Source organism: candidate division TA06 bacterium, assembly GCA_004376575.1.
GTDB lineage: Bacteria > Hydrothermota > DG-26 > E44-bin18 > E44-bin18 > E44-bin18.
On sequence record SOJN01000130.1, the window covers coordinates 1 to 20,338 of the forward strand.

Annotated in this window: 18 protein-coding genes; 1 reads left to right on the forward strand and 17 read right to left on the reverse strand. The window is 49.5% G+C overall.

Annotated elements, in window-relative coordinates; all coding sequences use genetic code 11:
- Positions 1-80: 80 nt before the first annotated feature.
- The 12 genes from E3J62_10765 to E3J62_10820 all read right to left on the reverse strand — a co-directional run bounded on the left by E3J62_10765 (position 81) and on the right by E3J62_10820 (position 12,621).
- Positions 81-656, reverse strand: coding sequence for a hypothetical protein (locus tag E3J62_10765; GenBank protein TET44284.1), 576 nt, complete (start codon positions 654-656; stop codon positions 81-83).
- Between the two features lie 72 nt (positions 657-728).
- Positions 729-1,190 carry a hypothetical protein gene (locus tag E3J62_10770; GenBank protein TET44285.1) on the reverse strand — a complete coding sequence of 154 codons (462 nt, stop codon included), beginning with the start codon at positions 1,188-1,190 and terminating at the stop codon, positions 729-731.
- A gap of 19 nt (positions 1,191-1,209) precedes the next feature.
- A complete protein-coding gene (locus E3J62_10775) occupies positions 1,210-1,833 on the reverse strand; it encodes a hypothetical protein (GenBank protein TET44286.1) in 624 nt (207 codons plus the stop codon).
- Between the two features lie 961 nt (positions 1,834-2,794).
- Complete coding sequence (locus tag E3J62_10780; protein ID TET44287.1) at positions 2,795-4,390, reverse strand: DUF91 domain-containing protein; 1,596 nt, start codon at positions 4,388-4,390, stop codon at positions 2,795-2,797.
- Positions 4,330-5,247, reverse strand: a complete 918-nt coding sequence (locus tag E3J62_10785) for a site-specific DNA-methyltransferase (protein ID TET44288.1) — start codon at positions 5,245-5,247, stop codon at positions 4,330-4,332. The genes E3J62_10780 and E3J62_10785 overlap by 61 nt, the downstream gene beginning before the upstream one ends.
- A 461-nt stretch (positions 5,248-5,708) precedes the next feature.
- The gene (locus tag E3J62_10790) at positions 5,709-5,933 is read right to left on the reverse strand and encodes a hypothetical protein (GenBank protein TET44289.1); all 225 of its coding nucleotides are present in this window, start codon (positions 5,931-5,933) and stop codon (positions 5,709-5,711) included.
- A 182-nt stretch (positions 5,934-6,115) separates the two neighbouring features.
- Entirely contained in the window at positions 6,116-8,872 is a 2,757-nt protein-coding gene (locus E3J62_10795) for an ATP-dependent helicase (GenBank protein TET44290.1), read from the reverse strand.
- Entirely contained in the window at positions 8,873-9,616 is a 744-nt protein-coding gene (locus tag E3J62_10800; GenBank protein TET44291.1) for a hypothetical protein, read from the reverse strand. It lies immediately after the preceding gene.
- A gap of 14 nt (positions 9,617-9,630) precedes the next feature.
- Entirely contained in the window at positions 9,631-9,843 is a 213-nt protein-coding gene (locus E3J62_10805; GenBank protein TET44292.1) for an XRE family transcriptional regulator, read from the reverse strand.
- 437 nt (positions 9,844-10,280) lie between these two features.
- On the reverse strand, positions 10,281-11,078 hold the full coding sequence (locus E3J62_10810; protein TET44293.1) for a hypothetical protein: 798 nt from the start codon (positions 11,076-11,078) through the stop codon (positions 10,281-10,283).
- Complete coding sequence (locus E3J62_10815; protein ID TET44294.1) at positions 11,044-11,463, reverse strand: hypothetical protein; 420 nt, start codon at positions 11,461-11,463, stop codon at positions 11,044-11,046. The genes E3J62_10810 and E3J62_10815 overlap by 35 nt, the downstream gene beginning before the upstream one ends.
- A 426-nt stretch (positions 11,464-11,889) precedes the next feature.
- Entirely contained in the window at positions 11,890-12,621 is a 732-nt protein-coding gene (locus tag E3J62_10820; GenBank protein TET44295.1) for a serine protease, read from the reverse strand.
- 701 nt (positions 12,622-13,322) lie between these two features.
- Between E3J62_10820 and E3J62_10825 the strand changes: the two genes are divergently transcribed.
- Positions 13,323-14,411 carry a hypothetical protein gene (locus E3J62_10825; GenBank protein ID TET44296.1) on the forward strand — a complete coding sequence of 363 codons (1,089 nt, stop codon included), beginning with the start codon at positions 13,323-13,325 and terminating at the stop codon, positions 14,409-14,411.
- Positions 14,412-14,435: 24 nt separating this feature from the next.
- Here E3J62_10825 and E3J62_10830 read toward each other — a convergent pair whose 3' ends face one another.
- The 5 genes from E3J62_10830 to E3J62_10850 all read right to left on the reverse strand — a co-directional run bounded on the left by E3J62_10830 (position 14,436) and on the right by E3J62_10850 (position 20,244).
- On the reverse strand, positions 14,436-15,623 hold the full coding sequence (locus E3J62_10830) for an adenylate/guanylate cyclase domain-containing protein (protein TET44297.1): 1,188 nt from the start codon (positions 15,621-15,623) through the stop codon (positions 14,436-14,438).
- A gap of 9 nt (positions 15,624-15,632) precedes the next feature.
- Positions 15,633-17,642: a hypothetical protein gene (locus E3J62_10835; GenBank protein ID TET44298.1), complete on the reverse strand. Its 2,010-nt coding sequence runs from the start codon at positions 17,640-17,642 to the stop codon at positions 15,633-15,635.
- Between the two features lie 306 nt (positions 17,643-17,948).
- Complete coding sequence (locus E3J62_10840; protein ID TET44299.1) at positions 17,949-18,299, reverse strand: hypothetical protein; 351 nt, start codon at positions 18,297-18,299, stop codon at positions 17,949-17,951.
- 177 nt (positions 18,300-18,476) lie between these two features.
- Positions 18,477-18,896 (reverse strand): hypothetical protein, encoded by a 420-nt coding sequence (locus tag E3J62_10845; GenBank protein TET44300.1) that lies wholly within the window; start codon positions 18,894-18,896, stop codon positions 18,477-18,479.
- A gap of 268 nt (positions 18,897-19,164) precedes the next feature.
- Positions 19,165-20,244, reverse strand: coding sequence for a hypothetical protein (locus E3J62_10850; GenBank protein TET44301.1), 1,080 nt, complete (start codon positions 20,242-20,244; stop codon positions 19,165-19,167).
- Positions 20,245-20,338: the final 94 nt, after the last annotated feature.

Sequence of the window (20,338 nt, forward strand, 5' to 3'; positions counted from 1 at the left end):
TCATATAGGCATCTTCAGAGCTTGCCCACGGTGAGAGTTGCGGTGTGAAGAACGGTAGAGCTAGGGCAGCAAAAAGGGTCTCACGGTTCTTTCAGGTGCTCGGCCAGAAACTCCGCCGCTTTGAGCTGTTTACGTTCTGTCGCTCCGATCATCTCCAGGTCAGTGAAAGGCTCTGTTATGTGCATGGCGGCAAACCCCATTGCCTCGTCCAAGCAGTCATCCCACGGGATCTTTCCATAATTTCTCTTGCTGACTTCTTTGCCTGCTGCTGTAAGGAGACCGACCGCCTGTCTGCAGTCCTTAGTCGTGATTTCTCTGATGCTAGTGCCGGTCGAGTCTCGTCTAGCTATGAGAGTTGCGGAGCTGCTCTTCCAGCCCGTTGTAGCCGTATACTTTCCGACGACGAATGCTGCTGTGACAAAGAAGAAGGCTGGCCACCCCTCAGAACGCTGATCTGGTTCCTTTATTACGATGCGGTACGCCTTGTCCTTCTCATCCCAGAAAATTCTGCATTCAGCTGGCTCATCTATAGCGACCATCATTCCCTCGAGCTGACGCTGAGCCTTCTGAATCTGCTTGTAGCTCAACTTCGCGGCATCGGCAGTCGATACGGCAAGCACTGACAGCAAACTAAGAAGGCCGATGAATGTCCTCATGGTGTCCTCCTTTTTTTGAGTCTGCGAAAAGGTTTTGCTCCGTTCTTACCTAGTTACACGGATTTCATTGCGCTACTGGGTGGCGAGGACATGATCGAGTTTTCCCTCTCTGAATGCCCGTTCCAGGATGTATTCAGCTTGCGAAATTACCTGTGTATCATAGCCTAGCAACGTCATACCTTCTTCCACCTTCTTCATCAGTACCCACATCCCTGGTTTCCTGGAGCTCGGCATGATCGTGAAAGCATCGACGAATTTGAAAACCTCTTGAATCGCATCTGGACAAACAGGGCGACCGAGACCTTCGAAGATAAGCTCGCCAGCCCTTCTGAGACTGCCAAGAGCCAGCCTCTCATATCCGACAGACCGCCACAGTTCAAGTTCCAAGTCCGTGAGCGCTTTGAGATCGCGGCAGGCCTTCGCTCTTTCCTTGAATTGGCGCAAGGGAGAATCTCCGTTCCCACCCAGGAGCAATTCCTCCGACTCGACCCATGACAGAAGTTGTCTTCTAGTTTCCTCTACGGGAAATTCCATTTCTTCCTCCAATGTAAGTCTACTTCTCTGACGCTAGCCCTCTGACAACGACAGGATGAAGGTAGTAGTCATCTGCGACATCGAATACTAGGTGATAGGCGTTCATTGGCACGGTATCGAGCTGAAGTTTCCTCCAGGAGACTTTGGAAGCGGTTTCTCTTGTAAACACTATCGTGGCTGCCACCTCCTCCCTCTGATTGAGCCCATCTTTGTCAGTGAAGAGGGTCGTTACTGAAATCCATACGCTCTGGACCTCCGGATGCTCAAACAATATCTTGCACACCTTGCACGTGTTTCTCGCCACGTCCCAAAGCAGCGCTGTTGTATTCCATATCGATTTCTTCGAATACACCACCTTCACCATTCCGCCATCTACTTTGACTGTCACGGGACCGGGAATCGCTCTGTCTACTTCCTGTTCTACGCGGCGCTCAAAAGGAATAGGTTCTGGCTGGGGTGCTCTTTTGGGTTTCGTCTCTACGGTGCGTCGAGGCGGAGACTTGGTTTCAACCTGTATTGGGGATCTTAGAATAAGCACAAAAGGGAGCACCATAACGAAGAACACCACCAGACCTCCAATACTGGCCAATATGACAATTCCCTTGACTCCAAGTTTCCTCTTCTTGCCATTAGTCTGACCCATCTCTCATCCCTCCCTTCAAATGGGGTCCTAGGTTGTCCCTATCTTGTGCCCAGACGAGCGGGCACAACCACGCGTCCTAAATCTCACCTCCTTTTTCCCGTTATTTGTGGGGCAATAAGTGTCACCTAATTGGGGGCAAAAAAAGGGGCACTGCAATTGCCCAGCCACAGAACCCGAAGGAACCGTGACTACCCAGGAAAGGTCTTAGGAGCAATCGAGCACCCCCATCACGGGGGCGATGCACTTGGCCTTTCCTGGGTTTTTCTATGCAAGTGAATCGCAGAAGTTAGACTTTCAAAGACCTATCTCTCAATCAACATCCAGTTACTGATATGCAACTAGAATTATAAGGTCTCTACAGATTTTGTCGAGCGAAAAAACGTTCGAAGTTTCTGTTTCTGTAACAATATTTGGCAATATATGTAATTAACCTGGACCACAAACTCTGAACGCAGTTTGTCGAGAAACATCACTCCATCCTTTCGGGCACAGTATCTGTATGATTGGGCTGTTGGGGTATTCCAACAGAGGACGAGAGAAGTTATGCGGGCAAGGTCACAAACGTGGCAGGCCAGGAACGAGACTGAGAGCTGAGCTGCTGGTATTACTGAAGGAGAGAGCAGGCTTGGCGTATACGGAGATTGTGCGTTACTCGCCGTTTCAGTCGTTGAAGCACCACTCACTGGGTTAGTTGTACAAAAGGGCAAAGGCTCGAACGCGCAAACTGGAATAGAACTGTCAAACTGTGGAGTCATGGATCCTTCGAGTGTTCGGAGGGCACCGAGCACAATGTCCATCGCGTTCTGTTCTGCCACCGGCAGTGCTATACAATAGGCCTGTCTAGTTTTGTGGGTACCGGCGAGACACCGTATCAGTCGAGCTAGTCTGGGATCCGTGTCTCACGTCTGCTGCAACCGAGGGCACCAAGAAGCTTTGCAGGTTGTGTGCCGGGTTCAGCCTCTTATTGCTGTTGGGCAATAGTGAATTGTCTGAATACTACATAATCCTTCTTCGCATAATCGATTCCCTTAATCGCATAGCGCAGCTTCTCGGTCTCCTCATTTGCGATGATCACTCCCCTTACACCTGCATAGTTTCCGGTGGAGACCTCGTGCTCAACAAACCAGCCCATGTAACGAAGGATCTGCCCTATGGCAGCATCATCTCCCTTTCTTCTCTTAAGCTCGATCACAACTATGTTCCCGTTCGGGTCCTTGGCAAGGAGGTCCACATTCCATCCTGTTAAAGGGAGGTCAACCTGTCTATGGTTACCGTTGTAATCCAGAAGCTCGAGGTCTCGAGACACTTTTCTTACATTTCTTTCAAAATAGTCCTCTATGTCTTTCTCTTCCAGAAGTATCTCAATAGCTGATTTTTCATTCTCTACACCAAAGTACTCGCGGATTTCCTTTTTTACCTTGTCTTTGAGCTCACGGTCGGTAATCTCTTCATCCACAACACGGACGACCTCAGCTGCTTTGCTATACTCTCCGACATCTTCATAGTACCTGACCGCAGCCAGAAACGACGGAGCCTGTTCCAGGCTTCCATAGTTTAGCATCCAGTCTTCATCATTTAAGTACTCGATGTACTTTGAATCATCGGCAACACATCTAAAGGCAGTGTCAGGTTGCATGAGCTGAATATACGCATTGTCGGTGCATTCGACCAACATACCGTTGCTCAAGAAGCTTCTTGAATACGGGGCATTTCGCATGATTCTTCCATACATGTACAGCGGTCTACCTCTGTATTCTAGGTCTTTGAAGGGAGAACTCTTTAGGTCCTCTGTGAATGCTCCCTTGCCTACGGATGGTAGCTCTCTAAATTCCTTTATTAGGCCGATAACAGTGTTTAGGTCATTCTCCTTCTTCGCTCGAACAACGAATAATACATATTCCTTTGTTGACACTCTGTGGTCTTGGAGACCCAGGAGGACTTTTATCAAAAAGCGATATGGAAACAGCGCGATCGTCGAATGCTGACTGAATCCTCTGGTTAAGACCGCTCGCCCACCCGAAGACCTCGCAAGTCCCCCACCAAATAGTCTCATCTGAGAAGTATCTGTTGCAGTGTGTCTGCCGATAGTAGGATTCGCGAATTGCCACTTGTGCAGTTGTTTTTCAATGAGTTTCTGCCAATCATCTTCCTGCTCTGACCTAAGGAATTCCTCGCCAACTTCCGTGATTTCTGTGTCTCCAGAGATGCTTACGTAGAGCAGGCCCAGTTGTTCCAGAGGCTGCTTCATCATCCTCGCATTTGCCGCATCGTGCACGGCGCCCTCATATGGAACATCTATACCTCTGGTCCTGAACTGTTCGCCTATGAGAGCTTCACATTCTGTGAAGTTTTCATTCTCTAGTTCCTTGAAGACGGCAAGTGCCTCTCTAAGGGTTCCCCAGTTCTCCTTTTTGACAGTAAGCCTCTTTGGGACGTACCAGTAATCTAGGTCTTGTGTGTAGAATTCCTTGTATTTGTCCAATCGGTCTGGAATTCTCATTGTTCTTTCCACTGTAAACCCAACTGCTTTTCTCTTTCTTCCCGGTATTTGCTCCATTTTTTCTGGTCGTCCATCAGAGAAAAGGGAGGTCGGCCCACTAGGGCATTAGCTTCCTTGAGTCTCCGTTCGGCAACCTCCAAGAACTTCGGATTGATGTCTATGCCCACAAATCGCCTCTCCAGGATCTTTGCAGACACGCACGTGGCACCCGTCCCAACAAACATGTCAAGGACAATATCTCCAGGAAAGCCGGCCTCAGTACACTTTCTAAACGTATACATCGATATTAGGCGTGCCGCAAGCCTAAGGGGAAACGGGGCGGGATGCCCTTTCTTTCGGCCAACATCTTCGGGGTATAAACACCATATCTGTTTTGTCAGATTGAGCCATTCGGACATACTCAACCTGCTCCTTTCCTTGACCGTTTTATTCAGTTTCTTGGGACTCCCTGGCTTCACGAATACGTTGATGAATTCAATGGTGTTGTCCTCGTAGAGGTTCGGAGGGTAAGGATAGCTACCGAACATTTTGACACTGGTTTGCTTCTCCCAGATGTAGAGACTGAATCTTTGCAGAGCAGTATTCCTCAGTATGGTATGCTCGACATCATTGTTGATGTTCTGTAGGAATCTTGTATGGTAGTCATTTATTATACTCTTGGATACTGGCATCATCGGTGTGTTAATACATAGTTTGCCGTTTGGCACCAGTATCCTCTCGGACTCCTCCCAGACCTTCAGCAAGTCCCCGAGGTAAGTCTTGTAATCTGTTTGACCTATTTGGCCTTCGATTCTGTAGTCCTTGGCATTCCAATAGGGTGGGCTTGTAACGATAAGATTGACCGAGTTGTCTGGGAAATCCCTGAGGACGGTGTATGCATCACCTTGCAGTAGAGCATCTATGGGTTGCTCCATGCGCCCCTTCCTAAGCTATCGCAGGATGAGATTAGACCAGAATAGATTGGAAAAATCCCGACCTCCTTTTGGTGCAAACCCGGTTGTCATACTCTTCTTCGTTCGCGGGGCACACAGCAGAATATCCCCATCTCGTTCAACGTAGGGCGGATCTTCGGCCATAGTCTGCTGTAAAGACTGCAACTCCTGGCTAGGCAAACTGAACTCGTGGGCACAGAGGCCACATTGCCTGTGTCTGTCTGATTATGCATTACTACAGGGGGCCTGTCAATGCCACGTTTTCGATACGGCATTCTGAAAATTAGACACATCTTGAAGGGCAACCATGAATGAGTGCGAGTATGAATGTACTGACACAGGTGTGACAGCGCGCTGGGGCGTGCTTAATCACCGGCACTCTGTGCTAGGCTCCCAGGGGTCCTGACTGACACCTCCTTGCTGAGAAAGCTCGAAGATCCCCTTCAGATGAGCTCCTCGCATTCTATTCTTCCCGATATTCTCGAGTTCCTAAAACCTACGCAGAGTGCTACACGGCCGTTGGTAGCCGTGCTCTGTCCGGCCAGAAATCCTTGGAGGAACGCCTCCTTCACGACCTTGACTCCGGAAGTTTCATGCTCCACGGAATATCCCAACACAGCTTGCTTGTACTCCTGTGTCTGGGCATGATACAGAACCATTTTGTCCATATTATGCCACAGTTCAGGCCGTCGCGTCTCTTGTGCGAGATTTGCGCCAGAAAATTCAATGTCGGTGACATGCTGTGAAAAAAGCCAAGCACCTTGCCCAACTCAAACCGGCAAGATATTAATGGCTGGGTGCACCAATGACAGAGCCCGAGACACAGGAACCGGAAACAAAGAAAGCTTTTCTAGTTGGCGGCGAGATAGAAACAGATTTCCCCGTAGTCGCAGTCCGTGCATCCAGGCTCCCTCTTTCCGATGTAGACTTTGCTCTTTATACCCTCGATCACCTCTGTGAGAACTCTCTCTGCTTGTCTCAGGCTATCGGGGTCAACCGCAACATCTCTTGTCGTTCCATCATCGAAATTGTAGAAACTACCCCTGGTTGTGTTTAGGCCCATTGATTCTAGGCCTAGGGCGTAGGCACGTATTTGGAACTGTTGATGAGGCTGTGGCTTGAAGCTCTTGATGTTTTTCAGATCAATGACCCATTTCTTGCTGTCGCCCAAATCAATTATGAGGTCAGGTCGACAGTTGATCCTAACTCCTCCCCACGTAAATACTAAGTCTTCCTCAGCCATACGGACTCTCTCGAGGTCGTCCCTAAACGCTGTGTGGAAACTGCGTATAGCAACCTTGGCTCGTTCTTTCATCCTGTTCTGGAGAGAATGGGGCGCGTAAGGCATATGGAATTCCCTGTCAACAAGCTCATCCAATCTAGCCGGTGTTTTGCGAATCTCTCTGCAGTTTCTGGCTGCCATGTTGGCTAGATGGTGCAGGCTTATTGCGTACCCTAATTCTTCAGGTAGTTGATACCTCCAATCCCACATTCGTCGGAGTCTGTAGAAGTGGGGGCATCTGACATAGTCGACCAGTTCAGAGCATGTAATATCAGTCACTTGTTCGCTTTTGCTGTGTACTTCTGGCCTCACAAAGCCTTTATCAGTTCCTTTGAAGCAATGCTGAGGTATGTCATTGTAAAAAGGTGATGGTTGGCGCGACCTCTTGATTTTCTCAAAGTCGCTCAGGATTAGGCGTTCCCTTGCCCTCGTGACTGCAACATAGAAGAGGCGTCTCTCTGGGTCTTCGTCCTCGATAAACCTAACATCATATCTCTTCTGCGGATAAATGGATCCAGGGATGAATCGCGGATTGCCTCGGCCTTCTGGTGGAAATCTCCCTTCCACAAGGGAAGGTATTATCACTACCGGCCACTGAAGACCCTTTGTCTGATGTACCGTGCATACGGATACAGCATCGACAAGCGAAGGATCAAAATCTAGGTTGGCCTCGTATTCGGAAGACGCATATCTGACGATGAACCACGCTATGTCATTGATCAAGGTAGTTCCATCACCGAAACCGCATTCAGCAAGGTTTCTCAAGAATGCGGCTTGGACGTCTGTTACGAGATTCGTCATCGAGCCAATATCGCACAGCAGGCCAGGATTTTGACCAGTATCTGGATTGATTTGATTAACTCCTATCTCAGCAAGGATCTGGGTGAGAGCCTTGACGACATCCGGGCGCTTAGACGCGGCGGTTTGTCGACCGAGTTCCAGGACTTGTTGTTCTATTTCACGCAATTTACTGGCCCTAGAAGGTAGGTAGGTTCGTACGAAATCCTCCAGAGATTGGCTGAATTCCTCTCTCCACGATGTGCCATCAGTAGCTCCAGGACCAACACCGTTAACCTCGGCCCACGCAAAGAATAGCCTAGCGATTACGTCGACCCCAGGCCGTTCAAGCAACGCTGTTGAGCCTATCACTCTGAAGGCAATATCTTGCTTGGAAAGCTCGGCCAGTATATGCTGGGCGCTTGTAGCAACGGATCTCAACAGAATTGCTATTTCCTGGCGTGAGTACTTCTTGTCATCCGTCTTTGAGAGCAATGATTTGATTTCTTTTACTATGAGCCTTGCCTCGTGTTGGTCGTCTTTGGCCCTCAGTCTAGCAATGCCTAGCGGCGGGCATGTGGTTTCGGAGACCATCGTCTTCTTCTTACGCTTTCTTATGTTGCTTGCTATGCTTCTAGAAGCTTCAAATATCATAGGTTGACATCTTCTGTTTTCCGGCAGTTCGTATACCTCTGCCTTATACTTTTTCGAGAAATTCAAGAAATTGTCAACATTGCTTCCTCGCCATTGATAGATGCATTGATCATCATCTCCCACCACACATATTTCCGCTCCTACTCTTGCGAACTGCTCAATCAAGTGTTCCTGGGCTGTATTTGTGTCTTGGTATTCATCTACAAATAGATACTTGATGTGTCTGAGCGGGTGATTCTCAATTTGTCTGGGCTCCAGATGTTCTACTGCTTCTCTGATAATCAATCCGAATGAGATGATTCTTTGTCTATCCAGCAGCGCCCTGTACTTCTGATATGCTTGAAGGAACTTGGGGCACTTCTGCAACAGGATGGTATCGTCAATGAGCTCGTTGTATATCACATCCAATGAGGCCAGAAAAACCTCTATCTCGTCCTTGACAGTTATGCCGATATCATTATTGTATTTAAGTGAGGATTTGCTACCGCTTAGGCCGAGTGACACGCCACAGCGTAGGATTAGGGCATATTCTTGGTGCTCTGTGAAGATTTCGTAAGTGTTGAATCGCGGTTCTACATCACGGAGCAAATGGAAGCAAAAAGAATGCATCGTTGAGCAACGCAACCGTGGGAGGTCGAAATATATAGAAGAGCGGGCGGGGTCCTTTTTGACAGCAGATTCTGCCTTTGTCCTTATTCGGCGTAGCATCTCGTCGGCTGCTCTTTCTGTGAACGTAAATGCAACGATCTCCTCAGGCCTCACTCCAGATGTTAGCAATCGTACTATCCTTGCTGACAGGGTTTCGGTCTTGCCCGAGCCAGCGCAGGACACAATGTGCATGTGACCCTTCGAATGGTTGATAGCCCTTTTCTGCCAAGGGGAGGGAAAGCTCATCTAGTCTATGCCCAGTTGTTCCACGAGCGCCTCATATTTTGCGGCATCAACGGACTTGATTCTTTGCTCCGTACAAAGTCGAGAGTTCTCTGAGGCATTCGGTTTTTTCGAAATATTCTCAAGTTCGTCTAGTTCGTGCAACTCAGAGTTGGGAATGGCATATGCCTTTGTCCAGAGACGGGCCCCGCTGGGGGACCATCCCATAGGCTCAGGACATATCTTTGTCACGTCGTCCTTGTATATCCATCCGATGGGTATCCAGTTTTTGGCCACGCCTGGGTGGTTGTTGTCAAGTGTTGAGAAGATGTAGCCGTCTACTGTTGCAGAGTTCTCCAGAAAGTGGTTGATGTTTATTAAGCGGCACCCGTAGGTCTCCTTTACGTCGAGCTTTTTTCTAATAGCTCTTTCGAACTTTTCGTCAGGGTAGATCTCTGTCTTGATATCCAGGCGCCATCCTCTATACAAAACATCATATTCGTCTCGATGGGTCAGCAGGTTTGTGTCCAGAACCATTGCTCGGAGCTCCTCCTTTGGATCGATGTGGAGCCACGAACAAGCGCATATGTCCCCGAGATACCCGTAGACGCCCTCAATGTCTTTCTTCAATATCTCGTCATCGCCTGCTATCTCCTTTAGTTTTGCGGTGATGAACTGGTGTCGGTATCTTCTCTGCCTGGCACTACATATTTGACGAGCCGCTTCGTACGCCCAATCCGGAATCGGTATTCTTGTGATTCGGATCACAATGCCCCCTCTGTTCAATTGCTCTCAAGTAAATGGTTTGTCGGAACATCGAGTGCCTTGGCTATCTTCTCGAGGTTCTTTAAACCGATGTCTTTTTCTCCTCTCTCTATTTGTCCGATGTAGGCTCTGTGAAGGCCAGCTTCAAATGCAAGCTGCTCCTGAGACCATCCCATTTCCCGGCGCAGTCGCCGTATCTTATGACCCACCCTCTCGTTTATTTCAGCCATGTGCCGTCTCCTACTCGTGGGATACTCATATTACTCAAAGGGCTACCTATAAGTCGACTACCTATAGGTAGCAGTCATTCTCGGGGTTGCCGTGTGACAGCGTACTCCGAACTCAGATTATCTTCGGAGGGCACAGTCGCAGGCGGTGGGTGCTCGCGCTCTGTGGACGGCGCCTTCTGATGTCGCGAAGGACAGGCCCGTCTACGGGAGGACCTGGGGACGGTGTTTGACAGTTTGACAGTTCCGACGCCTGAAAGGGCTGTGCCAGATTTGTGCCAAATCATCACCAATATATACCTCGGTCACTGTTGCGAAAGAATTTGACAACCGTCCGCGAATGTGGGGAGGTTCCTTTGACCAGAGTGATAAAGCGCGGAACCAACATAGACTGCAGGAATCTGTCAGGATATCGGATTAGATAGTTCGGTATACGCACGCTACGTTTGCGCAGTCAAACACATTTGTGCGTTGACCGGGTGGTCGCAAACTGCGACCACATCTTCGTAGAAGTTGGAGCTTAGGCCCAGATGTCCGCCAGCAAAGCTTTGGCGCAAGTCGGCGAAGGAAAAAGTCAAAATGCCAAGCTCCGTCCCCAGTTTTCCATGTGGATAGGCGGCAACTTCCTCTTTGAGGCTCAGAAGCAGGTTAGCCTTGGCCATGAGAACAGCAAACGGGTGGATGTCAATTCCAATGATGTCTTCGGTAATTGTCTTGACCAGTTTTCTCTTGGACACCTTGCCCATTCGTCGAAGCCGTCGGACAGCAGCGTAGAGGAAAGTGCCAGAGCCACAGGCTGGGTCCAGCAGGCGTCCGCCTGTGTAGTTGATCTTGTCCAGAATGAGTTCGGCCAGCCAGTCGGGTGTGTAGTGTTGACCCAAGGTGTGGCGGGACTCCGGATCCACCAGGGCTTCATAGAGTTCTTTGAGGATGTCGCCGTCGAGTTTGTCGAAGTCATACACCCCAAGACATGTGAGAATACCTCTGATGTTTTCCAGTAGAGTCTGCTCTGCGCTGGTGTCGAGCGCCCATGCGAAAAAGTCCGTTTCAGCAAGGTTGGCGAGATTCCGTTCCTTGAAGAAATCTCCATTGACAATGCCCCGAAACATCTTCGGCGTATGCCTAGCCCTAGGGAAAAGTGCCATCGTCACGATGGCTCGGGAGAGCATAGCAAGGTAGGTATGTGTGACGAAGAGGGCTTCATCACCGATCTCGCTCCCATATACTTTCGCTAGCAACCCATTCCCTGAACTTGACCTTGACCGAGCTTTCGTTCTGCACAGTGCCAAATGCGGCCAGGAGAGATCGGCGGATCACATTGTACGTGGTGCTATATGGACCAAAACGGTCAACGATGTCGCCGGAGCTTGGTGGCAAACGCCTTGCAGTGAAAAAGAGCTGGTCAAGATGCTGGAATGCGGCCAAAGGTGATTCGGCTTCAAAGACGAAACTCCGGATCTGACGTGCGGCTTGATTCTCATAGATATAAACCTCGAAGTTCAGCCCATCAGTAACCAAACCTACATGGTAATTAGGGTGCTCCCGAGATTCGAAGTACTTCTTGAGTTCCTCAAGTGCGTCGACACGTTCCCGCTCAAGGTCCGGCTTGACCTCTAGGATCAACTCCTTGAAGATGGCGTCAATCCGGCCTCTGATTGTGTCAGCTTTGACCCTCTTCTCAAGCTCAAACTCTACCGGGTCGAGGTTGAGACCTTGGCGGAGGAAATTCAGAAGAAGGTGACGCCGCTAGTCATGATGCTGCTTCTTGCGGATAGCACTTTGCATCTGGTCGCAGTAGGATCGCAAGGCCTCACCGAAGGTGTCCGAGTAGGGCTTTACTTTCTTGTCGAATAGTGGCAAACTCCTACCCGTTTGCCTGCCTTTCCTTCCAGACGATTTCCCCGGTGTCTCTTGCTTCACGGTTTGCTCCCGGCCTCAAGCATCAACTGCACCTTTTCCACAGAGCAATTCTGCGAGATAGATATTCAGCTTGTCTTCAAAGACGAGTCTTTTTCTCAGATTTGCCATAAATGCGATAATCTCAATTTCTTAGTGCTTTCTTATAGGTTTTCGTCGTATGGACGCCTGAGCAAGTCTTTCCCGAAAATCCTTCCAGACATAGGCCTCTAGCATTTCTTCCACACCTGAGGCTCTTATTACCTCGCCGAGGCCTGAGTTGGCTCCAATTGTGGCCTCCTCGAGCTGCCTATCGACAGAAACAGACAAGAAATCCTGCACGTAACCGGATATTAGGCCAAGGAATTTGCCTGTGTGTTCAGAATAGACAGCCGACCCACTACTTCCTTGGCTTGCAAACCCATCTAGCAAAAAAGTATCTCTATTGAGTATGACCTGCGCAATGACACCACGGCGCAACACGGGAAAATCGTATTCTTCTTGGCCTAACCCAAGCGGGTAGCCCCAATAGAAGACCCGGTGCCCCTCCTTAATCTCAGGACCTTTCGAGAATTCATCTCTTTGCACGACGGCGGCCAAGGGAATATCTGGGAGTGGCGCCACAGGCGTGATAGCTACGAGATCCAGTTCCCTATGCCAAGTGAGAATCTGAGCCTCACAATGCCGTGCCCCAGCTACGAAGTTAAGACTTAGACGCACAGGTCGGCTGATAGATAGAACATGCTTGTTAGTGATTACACACCACCGTTTGGTCCTGACCTCCGCAAGGACCCCCGATGCGATGGGATATTCCTCGCTGTCAAGAATTAGGACAGCGCAACGCTTGTATTTTGCGGCTAGTCCTGGGAGACTCTGACCAGTCATAAGACCCTCCTTCCGCTTGCCGCAGAGGAAACCCGTTACTCTACGGTCTTTTCTTCCCTGTCTTTTTTCCCTCTACAAGCCCGTCGTCCCATCGGGTCATTCTGTTCTGCCGGACTAGGTCTTGCCCTTATGATATGCGTATGCCCATCCTTCTCGACTATCGCCGTGGCATCGGCCTCAATAGACATGCCTACCCATCCCTCCCCCACCCTCTTTCTTCTTGATGTCGACAGAAAGATGCCCTGACACCCGAGGTTGGCTTTTATGGCGGAGCAGCTTCCTCGGTGGGAATCTACTCGAATCCTCAGGGTCAGGGCTTTTTTGGTCGGTTCTCATCGGTCAGGAAATGCACCCCGTTTTAGAGGGATTCTGGCTCCGCCATCAGGCCGTTCAGATTATACCTGCCCGCACTTGGAATGTCAAAAGAACATCATGCTTCCTTCTGTCTTGCAAAATGTTGGTTGGCCCTTGCAAAAGCGTCCGAATAGTGTAAAAGCGTGAGAATGGGAGGGGCTCGTGCTCATTCAGAATGAAAACGTGAACCATTCTTTCGAGAATAGTGGGCAAAACGGATGTGGAATTGGGTGTCCGTGCCGGCCCGAGTCGGCAGCATTCCCACCAGATTTAGTCGCTTGACATGTTGTGGACGGCTTAGTATTCTGAACGCAAGAAAGGATGTGTCACGGCTGAGGAGGGCAGACATGGCTAAGACCGGCAGGGAGTTCCTTCTTATTGAACCACTTGCCAAGACTCGTTATCCGCCTTTAGGGTTGATGAAGATATCCACATGGCTCAAGAAGCGTTATCCCGGATGCAAGGTGGTCGGAATCGTCGGGACCAATCTTCCCCGGAGGTTGTCAAGACCTGACTCCATCTTCATAACGACTCTTTTTGCTTGGGATTTGGACAAAGTTGTGAGGGTCGTTCGCTTTTACACCGACCGATTTCCTGATGCAAGGGTCAGGGTCGGTGGCGTTGCTGCTTCTCTTCTACCTGATCATGTCGAAGCCGAGACTGGTATTCGGCCTCATGTGGGCCTGATCCGGGGAGCGGAGAAGTGCCGTCCTGACTATTCGCTTACGTTCGGACGTGCTTTGGATGCATCAATTACTTTCGCATCCCGGGGATGCCCCAGGAAATGCCCATTCTGTAGCGTCGCAATCCACGAACCGGTCTTCGAGGTCCGTGAGAACTGGGAAAAGGATATTCATCCGGGTTTCCCCCGCATAGTATTCTGGGACAATAACTGGCTAGCCTCCCCACGGTTCTCTGACGATGCTAAGAAACTCCGCAGGCTCGGGAAGATTGTGGATTTCAACCAGGGGCTTGATGCTCGTCTCTACGATGAAGCTGTCGCTAGAGAACTCTCTGCCATCAAACTCAGGCCGATTCGGTTTGCGTTTGACAGTGTTGGTGTCGAGAAGTATGTAATCAAAGCGATCTCAATTGCCAAACAGCACCCCAAGGCGGAGATTCGTGTCTACGTTTTGTACAATTTCGATGATACGCCAGAAGACTTGTATTATCGCCTTCGTTTGCTGAATCGGAAAGGCGTGCTTGCCTTCCCAATGGAGTACCGGCAGCCCATACCGTCAAGGAAGAAATTCCCGGGACCTCATTGGAACACTGCACTGCTGAGGGCCATGAAGCTTACTCTTCTCTATTACTACCGCAAAGGCATGATTACGGAGAGTCGTCGGTCTTTTCACTCAATCTACGGTAAGACATCTAAGGAGTTTGTAGATCGTCTGTACAGTATCTACGAGTACGACAAAAGCCTCAAGCGATAATTCCGTTGGCCTATTGCTTCGAAGCTATTTTCCTGCAGACCCTTTGGCCTGTTGGTGTCTCTTCTTTGTGTCTGGGTTCGCAGTGGTCTCCAGCAACGACTTAAACTCTTTGCGTTCCTCATCGTTCAAGAAATGATCATACCTCTCCAGAAACTCCTTTGCGATATCCCGTACGAATAAGATATCTTGTTTCTCTGAAGGCTGTTGTGCTAGATTCCAGCACGCCTTTACCATCAGGAGCCTTGCGTGAACGAAGTGTGGATGCTTCTTAAGAATGTCACGGTAGTGTCGGATCTCCCGACTCCATTGCTTAGATTCACGGCATTCACGGCCTCTCAAGTAAATGAGTATGGGGTCATGCTCTTTGGCACTATGCCAAGCCATCTTGTACTGCAGATTACGATACCTTCTCCTTTCATCAGGAATGTCGGTCCCTGTTAGTTCGCATTCAAGCACAGACACAGTCAACGCCTTGATCCATTGGGAATCTATGCTAATAGGCTCACGGCAAAGCCGTTCAGCCTCTCGGATGAGTAGCCCATCGTCCTCATCATCCTGCCTTAGTTCCAAGTGGTCGAATAGTCCCGATTCTACCTCGTATAGTTCGACATTCTCGTCAATACCCTTCAGGCCTCCACGTAGGCTACTAAGGACAATGGGATAGAATTCAAGGGACTTGGAAGCCTCGGATGAAAGAAGAATCGCCGAGTGTTCCCCCTGTCGTGAGCAAGATTCAACTCGCTTGGCATAGTTGATGGCATATCCTTCCATGCCTGCAATGGTGGATCGGTTGTTCTCTCTCGATATGGTCAAGACAACAGGTCCCCAATGAACCCCTGCACCTACATCAAATCGACGTGGAGCATCGCCTGACTCGGGTGCGCTCCTAAAACGCAGACGAGCTTTCAAATGATAGAGGAACTCGATTGCTCGCATTACGAGGCGTGCCTGTTTCTCTTGCCGATCCTTTTGCGGACACGCAACGAAGACTATCCCTTCGTCAGCCCGGGCATCGACATGGCAGTAATCAACTGTCTTGTCTTCTGGTTCCGGAAAGTAGCGACGTCCCAGTGAACGAAACAACTCTTGGAATTCAATCAGCCTCTTTGCGTATTCTTGGTAGCCAAGGATGGCACTGTACTTAGAGGAGCCAATGATATCAGCGAATACAATGAGAGCGTCTCCGAACTGCCCCGTCTGTCTTACGGTCACCGCACTCCCCTAAGCCTTGTACGCTGCTGAGCGCCGTAGATCGTCGCCTAAGGGGGCGACATATGTGGCTGTCTTAGACGGTATCACTCCCAGCAAACGCAGGAAATTCCGTTTGAGATCTTGCTTGCCTTTCGAGACTGCGTCAGCAACCTCGAGAGCGATATACACATCAAGGACATTTATGCTGAATTGCTGCAGGTCCCAGTTAAAGGGATTGATGAATATCTGTCTGTCTTTCGTATTGATGCTAATACCATAATCAGTATCTTTCTTGACTACGAAGAAGATTTCGTAACTATCACCCAAAAATAACATCTTCCTCGGGGCAAAGAGCGTAGGAGATACATCAACAATGACCTTATTCGTGGAAGCATCCAGCCTGACCTCATACGTCCCTGCTCTGGTAGCGAGGGAGGGGACTACGGTGACAATTGATTTGTCATCTTCCGCTACGACAAGGGGATTGTCCTTCCGTTCAATGAGTCTGTCCACTCGTAGAGCTTCGTCTTCTATGTCTGACGCTCGGCACTTCGCTAAGTACTCTTTGACCTTCCTGGTAAATTGCCGTTCTTCCATATCTTTTCCAAGCAAAGTTCGTAACCTTTTCTCGGCCTTGGCAATCGGGCCATCGCCGTCTGCCACTTTGGTAAAGGGAGTAATGAAGTCATCGATAATCGGCTTCCGTCTATCATAGATCTCACGGATTGCTTTGTTTACGGGACTGGCAACCTCGTTGAGAAACACCTCACGAAATTCCAGGAATTTCGGGTCGCTATAGAGCAAGTCATTTCGGCTCACAGTAAGGAATTCGTTCATATTTCGGTGGAATACCTCCCCGAACACCCAGTTGCGCAACGGCTTGTCTATCGTGCCTGCGGGTCTTCGTCCCGGACCTGGCTTGTCCAAGAAATCGGAGCTCTTGACTAGGAAGTTCTGGTTTCTAAACCAGAATCCAGTCTCCCGTTCATCTTTCTCATGGTCCGGTTGCAGGTCTTCAGCAACAGTGTAGACGACGTAATAGGCGAAGTTCTTGTCGTCAGAGACCCCCAGCCTTACGTTCTGATTTGGAAACTTGATCCGGCTACTGAATAAGGGGAAATACTTCCATAGCTGGGTGATTTCGCTTGCATCCTCAAGTTCCTCCTGGACGCCGTAGTAGATATCCACAGTCTTGCAGTAATCAGGGTTCTGAAGGAGCTTGACAAGTTCGCTCCGCTTCTTGCCGGTGAGTCTACTAAGGAAGGGCTCCGTTTCATCCACCGTGTGCTTAGTGCGCAAAGGCAGCAGCTGTCTGAGTGCGATTTGGAAGTCCCGACTGCCGATTTCCTCAACAACTTCTTTGTCCATGTCTTCAATAATGATCTCCGTGAAACTGGCAGGGGAGGGCACTGGACTCTCCTTGTCCAGAATACTGTTCACAGCCTGTAACGATGCTTCCCGCCTTGCGTTCTCACCTGCTTGACGCAAGGGTCCAATGAAATCGCTCAGTTCGGAGATACTCCTTTCCTTGTTCGCTTCGCTGAAGATAGACTGAGAGTCAATCTCTAAGTACAGGAGATGCTTGCACCCCTTGGGCTTCGTGAAAAGCTTGACACGTTTACCCAGTTGGAAAATGGATATTAGACCAAGGCCGAAATAGGAGAGCTTTGTTTCCTTAGAATAATCAAACAGACTGGCGCCTATATTCTCGAAGATCTCTTTGAAACGCTTTTCGGAGATCCCAGTACCGTCGTCCAAGATTGATAGTCGTCTATTTGTCTGATCCAAGACGATCACGACCCACGTAGCACCGTTATCCAGAGAGTTCGCCACGGCTTCACGGACCTTTCCTGCAGATGTGGCGTATATTGCGTCTGCGATCGTATGCAGTATGTTGATCTTCACATCAACACGAATGCTTCCTGCTTTGGGTGCTGCCAATCGCTTTGGATTCGAGTGTGACGCCCTCGCCATGTTCATCCTCCTGCAAAGGGTTGACAGTCGCAGGCAAAATGCCCGCTTGAGAGGAGCTGGCCCCATCTTTCGCCGCTCTTACCCTTAACGCCCTCAGTAATTACCATTTTACTAACCTGTACCCTGATGTCAATTCCTTTCTGTTTTGTAAAGAGTTGCGAATTTCAGACAAAAATGCTTTTTCATAAGTCCCATGTAGAGGCCTGAGAACCGGAGAGACCTGTGCTCACAGAACCTTAGAATGTGGACATCGTGGTCTCCGAATCTTGAGCATCGACAAGTAGTTGTTTCCTCTACCTTGGCTACCGACAAGGGTGAGCTTCAGTGGACGCACGTGCGTTCACCGAAGCCTCCACGCCACAGGTGAACGATTCATCCTCCGGGTTTCTCGTTGCATCCAGTTGGCTGATATGCCTCCGGATGTTCTAGAAGCAGGTCTTTTTCCTCGGCTATTCTGTCTGCCTTTCGAGCGTTCTTGTGGGCATGGATATGTGTAGCACCTTTGGACTTTAGACATCGGCTCTGGTCATGAATGTCGATGTCCACTCGATCACCGAGGTCCCCTTGGCCTATGTAAAGGGGCTCCCACATATCGTTCACAAGCTTCGAATAGATGTAGTTGCCGTCTTGTCCCTTGTCCAAGCGGGCAGGGATTGGGTAGATCCAGTACTTGTACTCAACGCCGCTTGCACCCCCCCATTTCACTGAAAGTCGCTCCGCCACGGCCTTCCTCCTGTTAAAGGTTGACTGTACAGGGTTCTCAACACGCGAGAATACTCGGCTGTGAAGGGTTGCGAATCTAGGACAGATTGCTCATTTCGGACGATAACCCGTAAAACTCCGTGAATCTTCCATCCCCGTGATCACGAATCCCTAGAGTCGCCAAGAACACTGTATTTGCTATTTGGCTTCCCCAAATACTCTCGCAGCAAGAAGGACATCGTGGACGTAGTCCTGTGGCCACTCAATTACCTCGGCAAGGGTAGCCTCGTTCACTTTTCGCCCATTTGCCCCAACAAGGGTCATTGCTAATAGATGCTCATCGCTTGCCCTTCCGCCCCTCCGAATCCTGAAGAAGAACTCAGTAAAGAATCGCTCTACATCCGGCCTCAGAGAAACAAGCTCTTTTCCCAGTTCCCCAATTGTCTTTATACCAACTAACTTACAAGCAGTAAGTAACTCTGCGGCAGATGACGTGGCGGGGATGCCGACTCCCAAGTCACGTGCAGTCGCCACAATAGAGATTGCTATTGGAGACCTAGCCACAAACGTGGCAAGACCAGCAAAACTGAGAGGGATATCAGACTCTTTTTTGTCCATGCTAAATCCCTCTTGTGAAGGGTTGCGAATTTCAGATAAACATGCTCATTGAGATTCCCTAACTGTCAAGGGCTGAGAATCTCGAGTTCCCATGCTTGTCGATCCTGCCAATCTGAGTATTGACCTCCATAAATCTTGAAGACTAACACCATGATTTCCGCGTTCTCACAGTTGTTGGCGGTTGTGAATTCCGGACAAAAATGCTCATTTCTGATGATAACATATTCATGGTTGAGAATAGGTAATCTAACCCCAATTGCAGAAGAGGCTAGTTGCCGGATGTCAGGACAAGAGACAGCGCCTGCTTGGCACCGACTCCGTAAATCATATAGCCCGCTGCCGATTTCCCTTTTACACCAATGGGGACATACCATACTATCCCAACTGTTTCCTCGGACCACTGCGGCACACGGCGCTCAGTCCAAGTTCCCAGCGCTGGTTTGCTACGCTCTCCATATAGCGGATTCCTAAAACTAGAGGGCAGTAGACTATTTTCAGACTCAGCAATCTGAACGCCAGTCGCCGGATCGCCAGCGCCGACTTCTACTATCGACAGCGTGGCGGAAGGAGGAGCGGCATGTCCCTGAGCACGAAGCACCTCTGCAACTGTGGCGTTGATTGTAGCAGGGTAGAGACCTTCAGCCATGGTAGAAAAGTCCTCGACTGCCAATTGGACCGTATGCATGTTTGACTTGAGCGATGCCTCTTTTGCCCTTGTCCGCGAAGCAGGAACGGTAAGGATAACGTTCACAGCTACTATGAAAATCGAAAGCGCCGCGAGACCACCACCTATGATCTGGAGAATGTACTTGAGCAGAGCTGGGAACGTACGTGGTTTTGCGGACTCAACCACTACTATTCGTTTCAAATCTGCTATCCTGTTCATACTGAAATCAAGCTGAGGAGCAGACAAAAGAGTAACCTTCACCTTGAACCATTCTCCCACCTTAAACAGAGACTTCGTAAAACCAACCTTTTCTGGTCCCACTACCTCAAGGGCGACGCCAAGGTTGTCTGGATATGTCTCTATGATCTTGGCGTCCACAACGCTAGCATTTGTATTGAAGTGAAATGTCCCGAAGAAGTCCTTAGGGGTTATGTCCAGGTTCCCGGTATTCCTGATCTTAAGCACGAGAACATAAAGCTCTTCTATTTCCTTGCCTCTGTACAAAATAGTCAGTTCTGGGACAGGCTCGGGCACCTCCAGCACTGACGCACTCGCCTCTATGGTTGCCGTGAGTGCCTTGAACTTTCTTGATTTGGCAAAAAAGAAGAGCGCTAAGACTATCCCGATTACGCCCACAAGAAGAGAAAGACTCTTGCTGATTCTTATGATAGCTCTCATCATACCCTAACACCTCTCTACCAAGACTCTCTTACCTGTCATGCGTTGCGAATTTCAGAAAAAATACCCATTTTGGATGCCAAGCTATCGAAGAAAG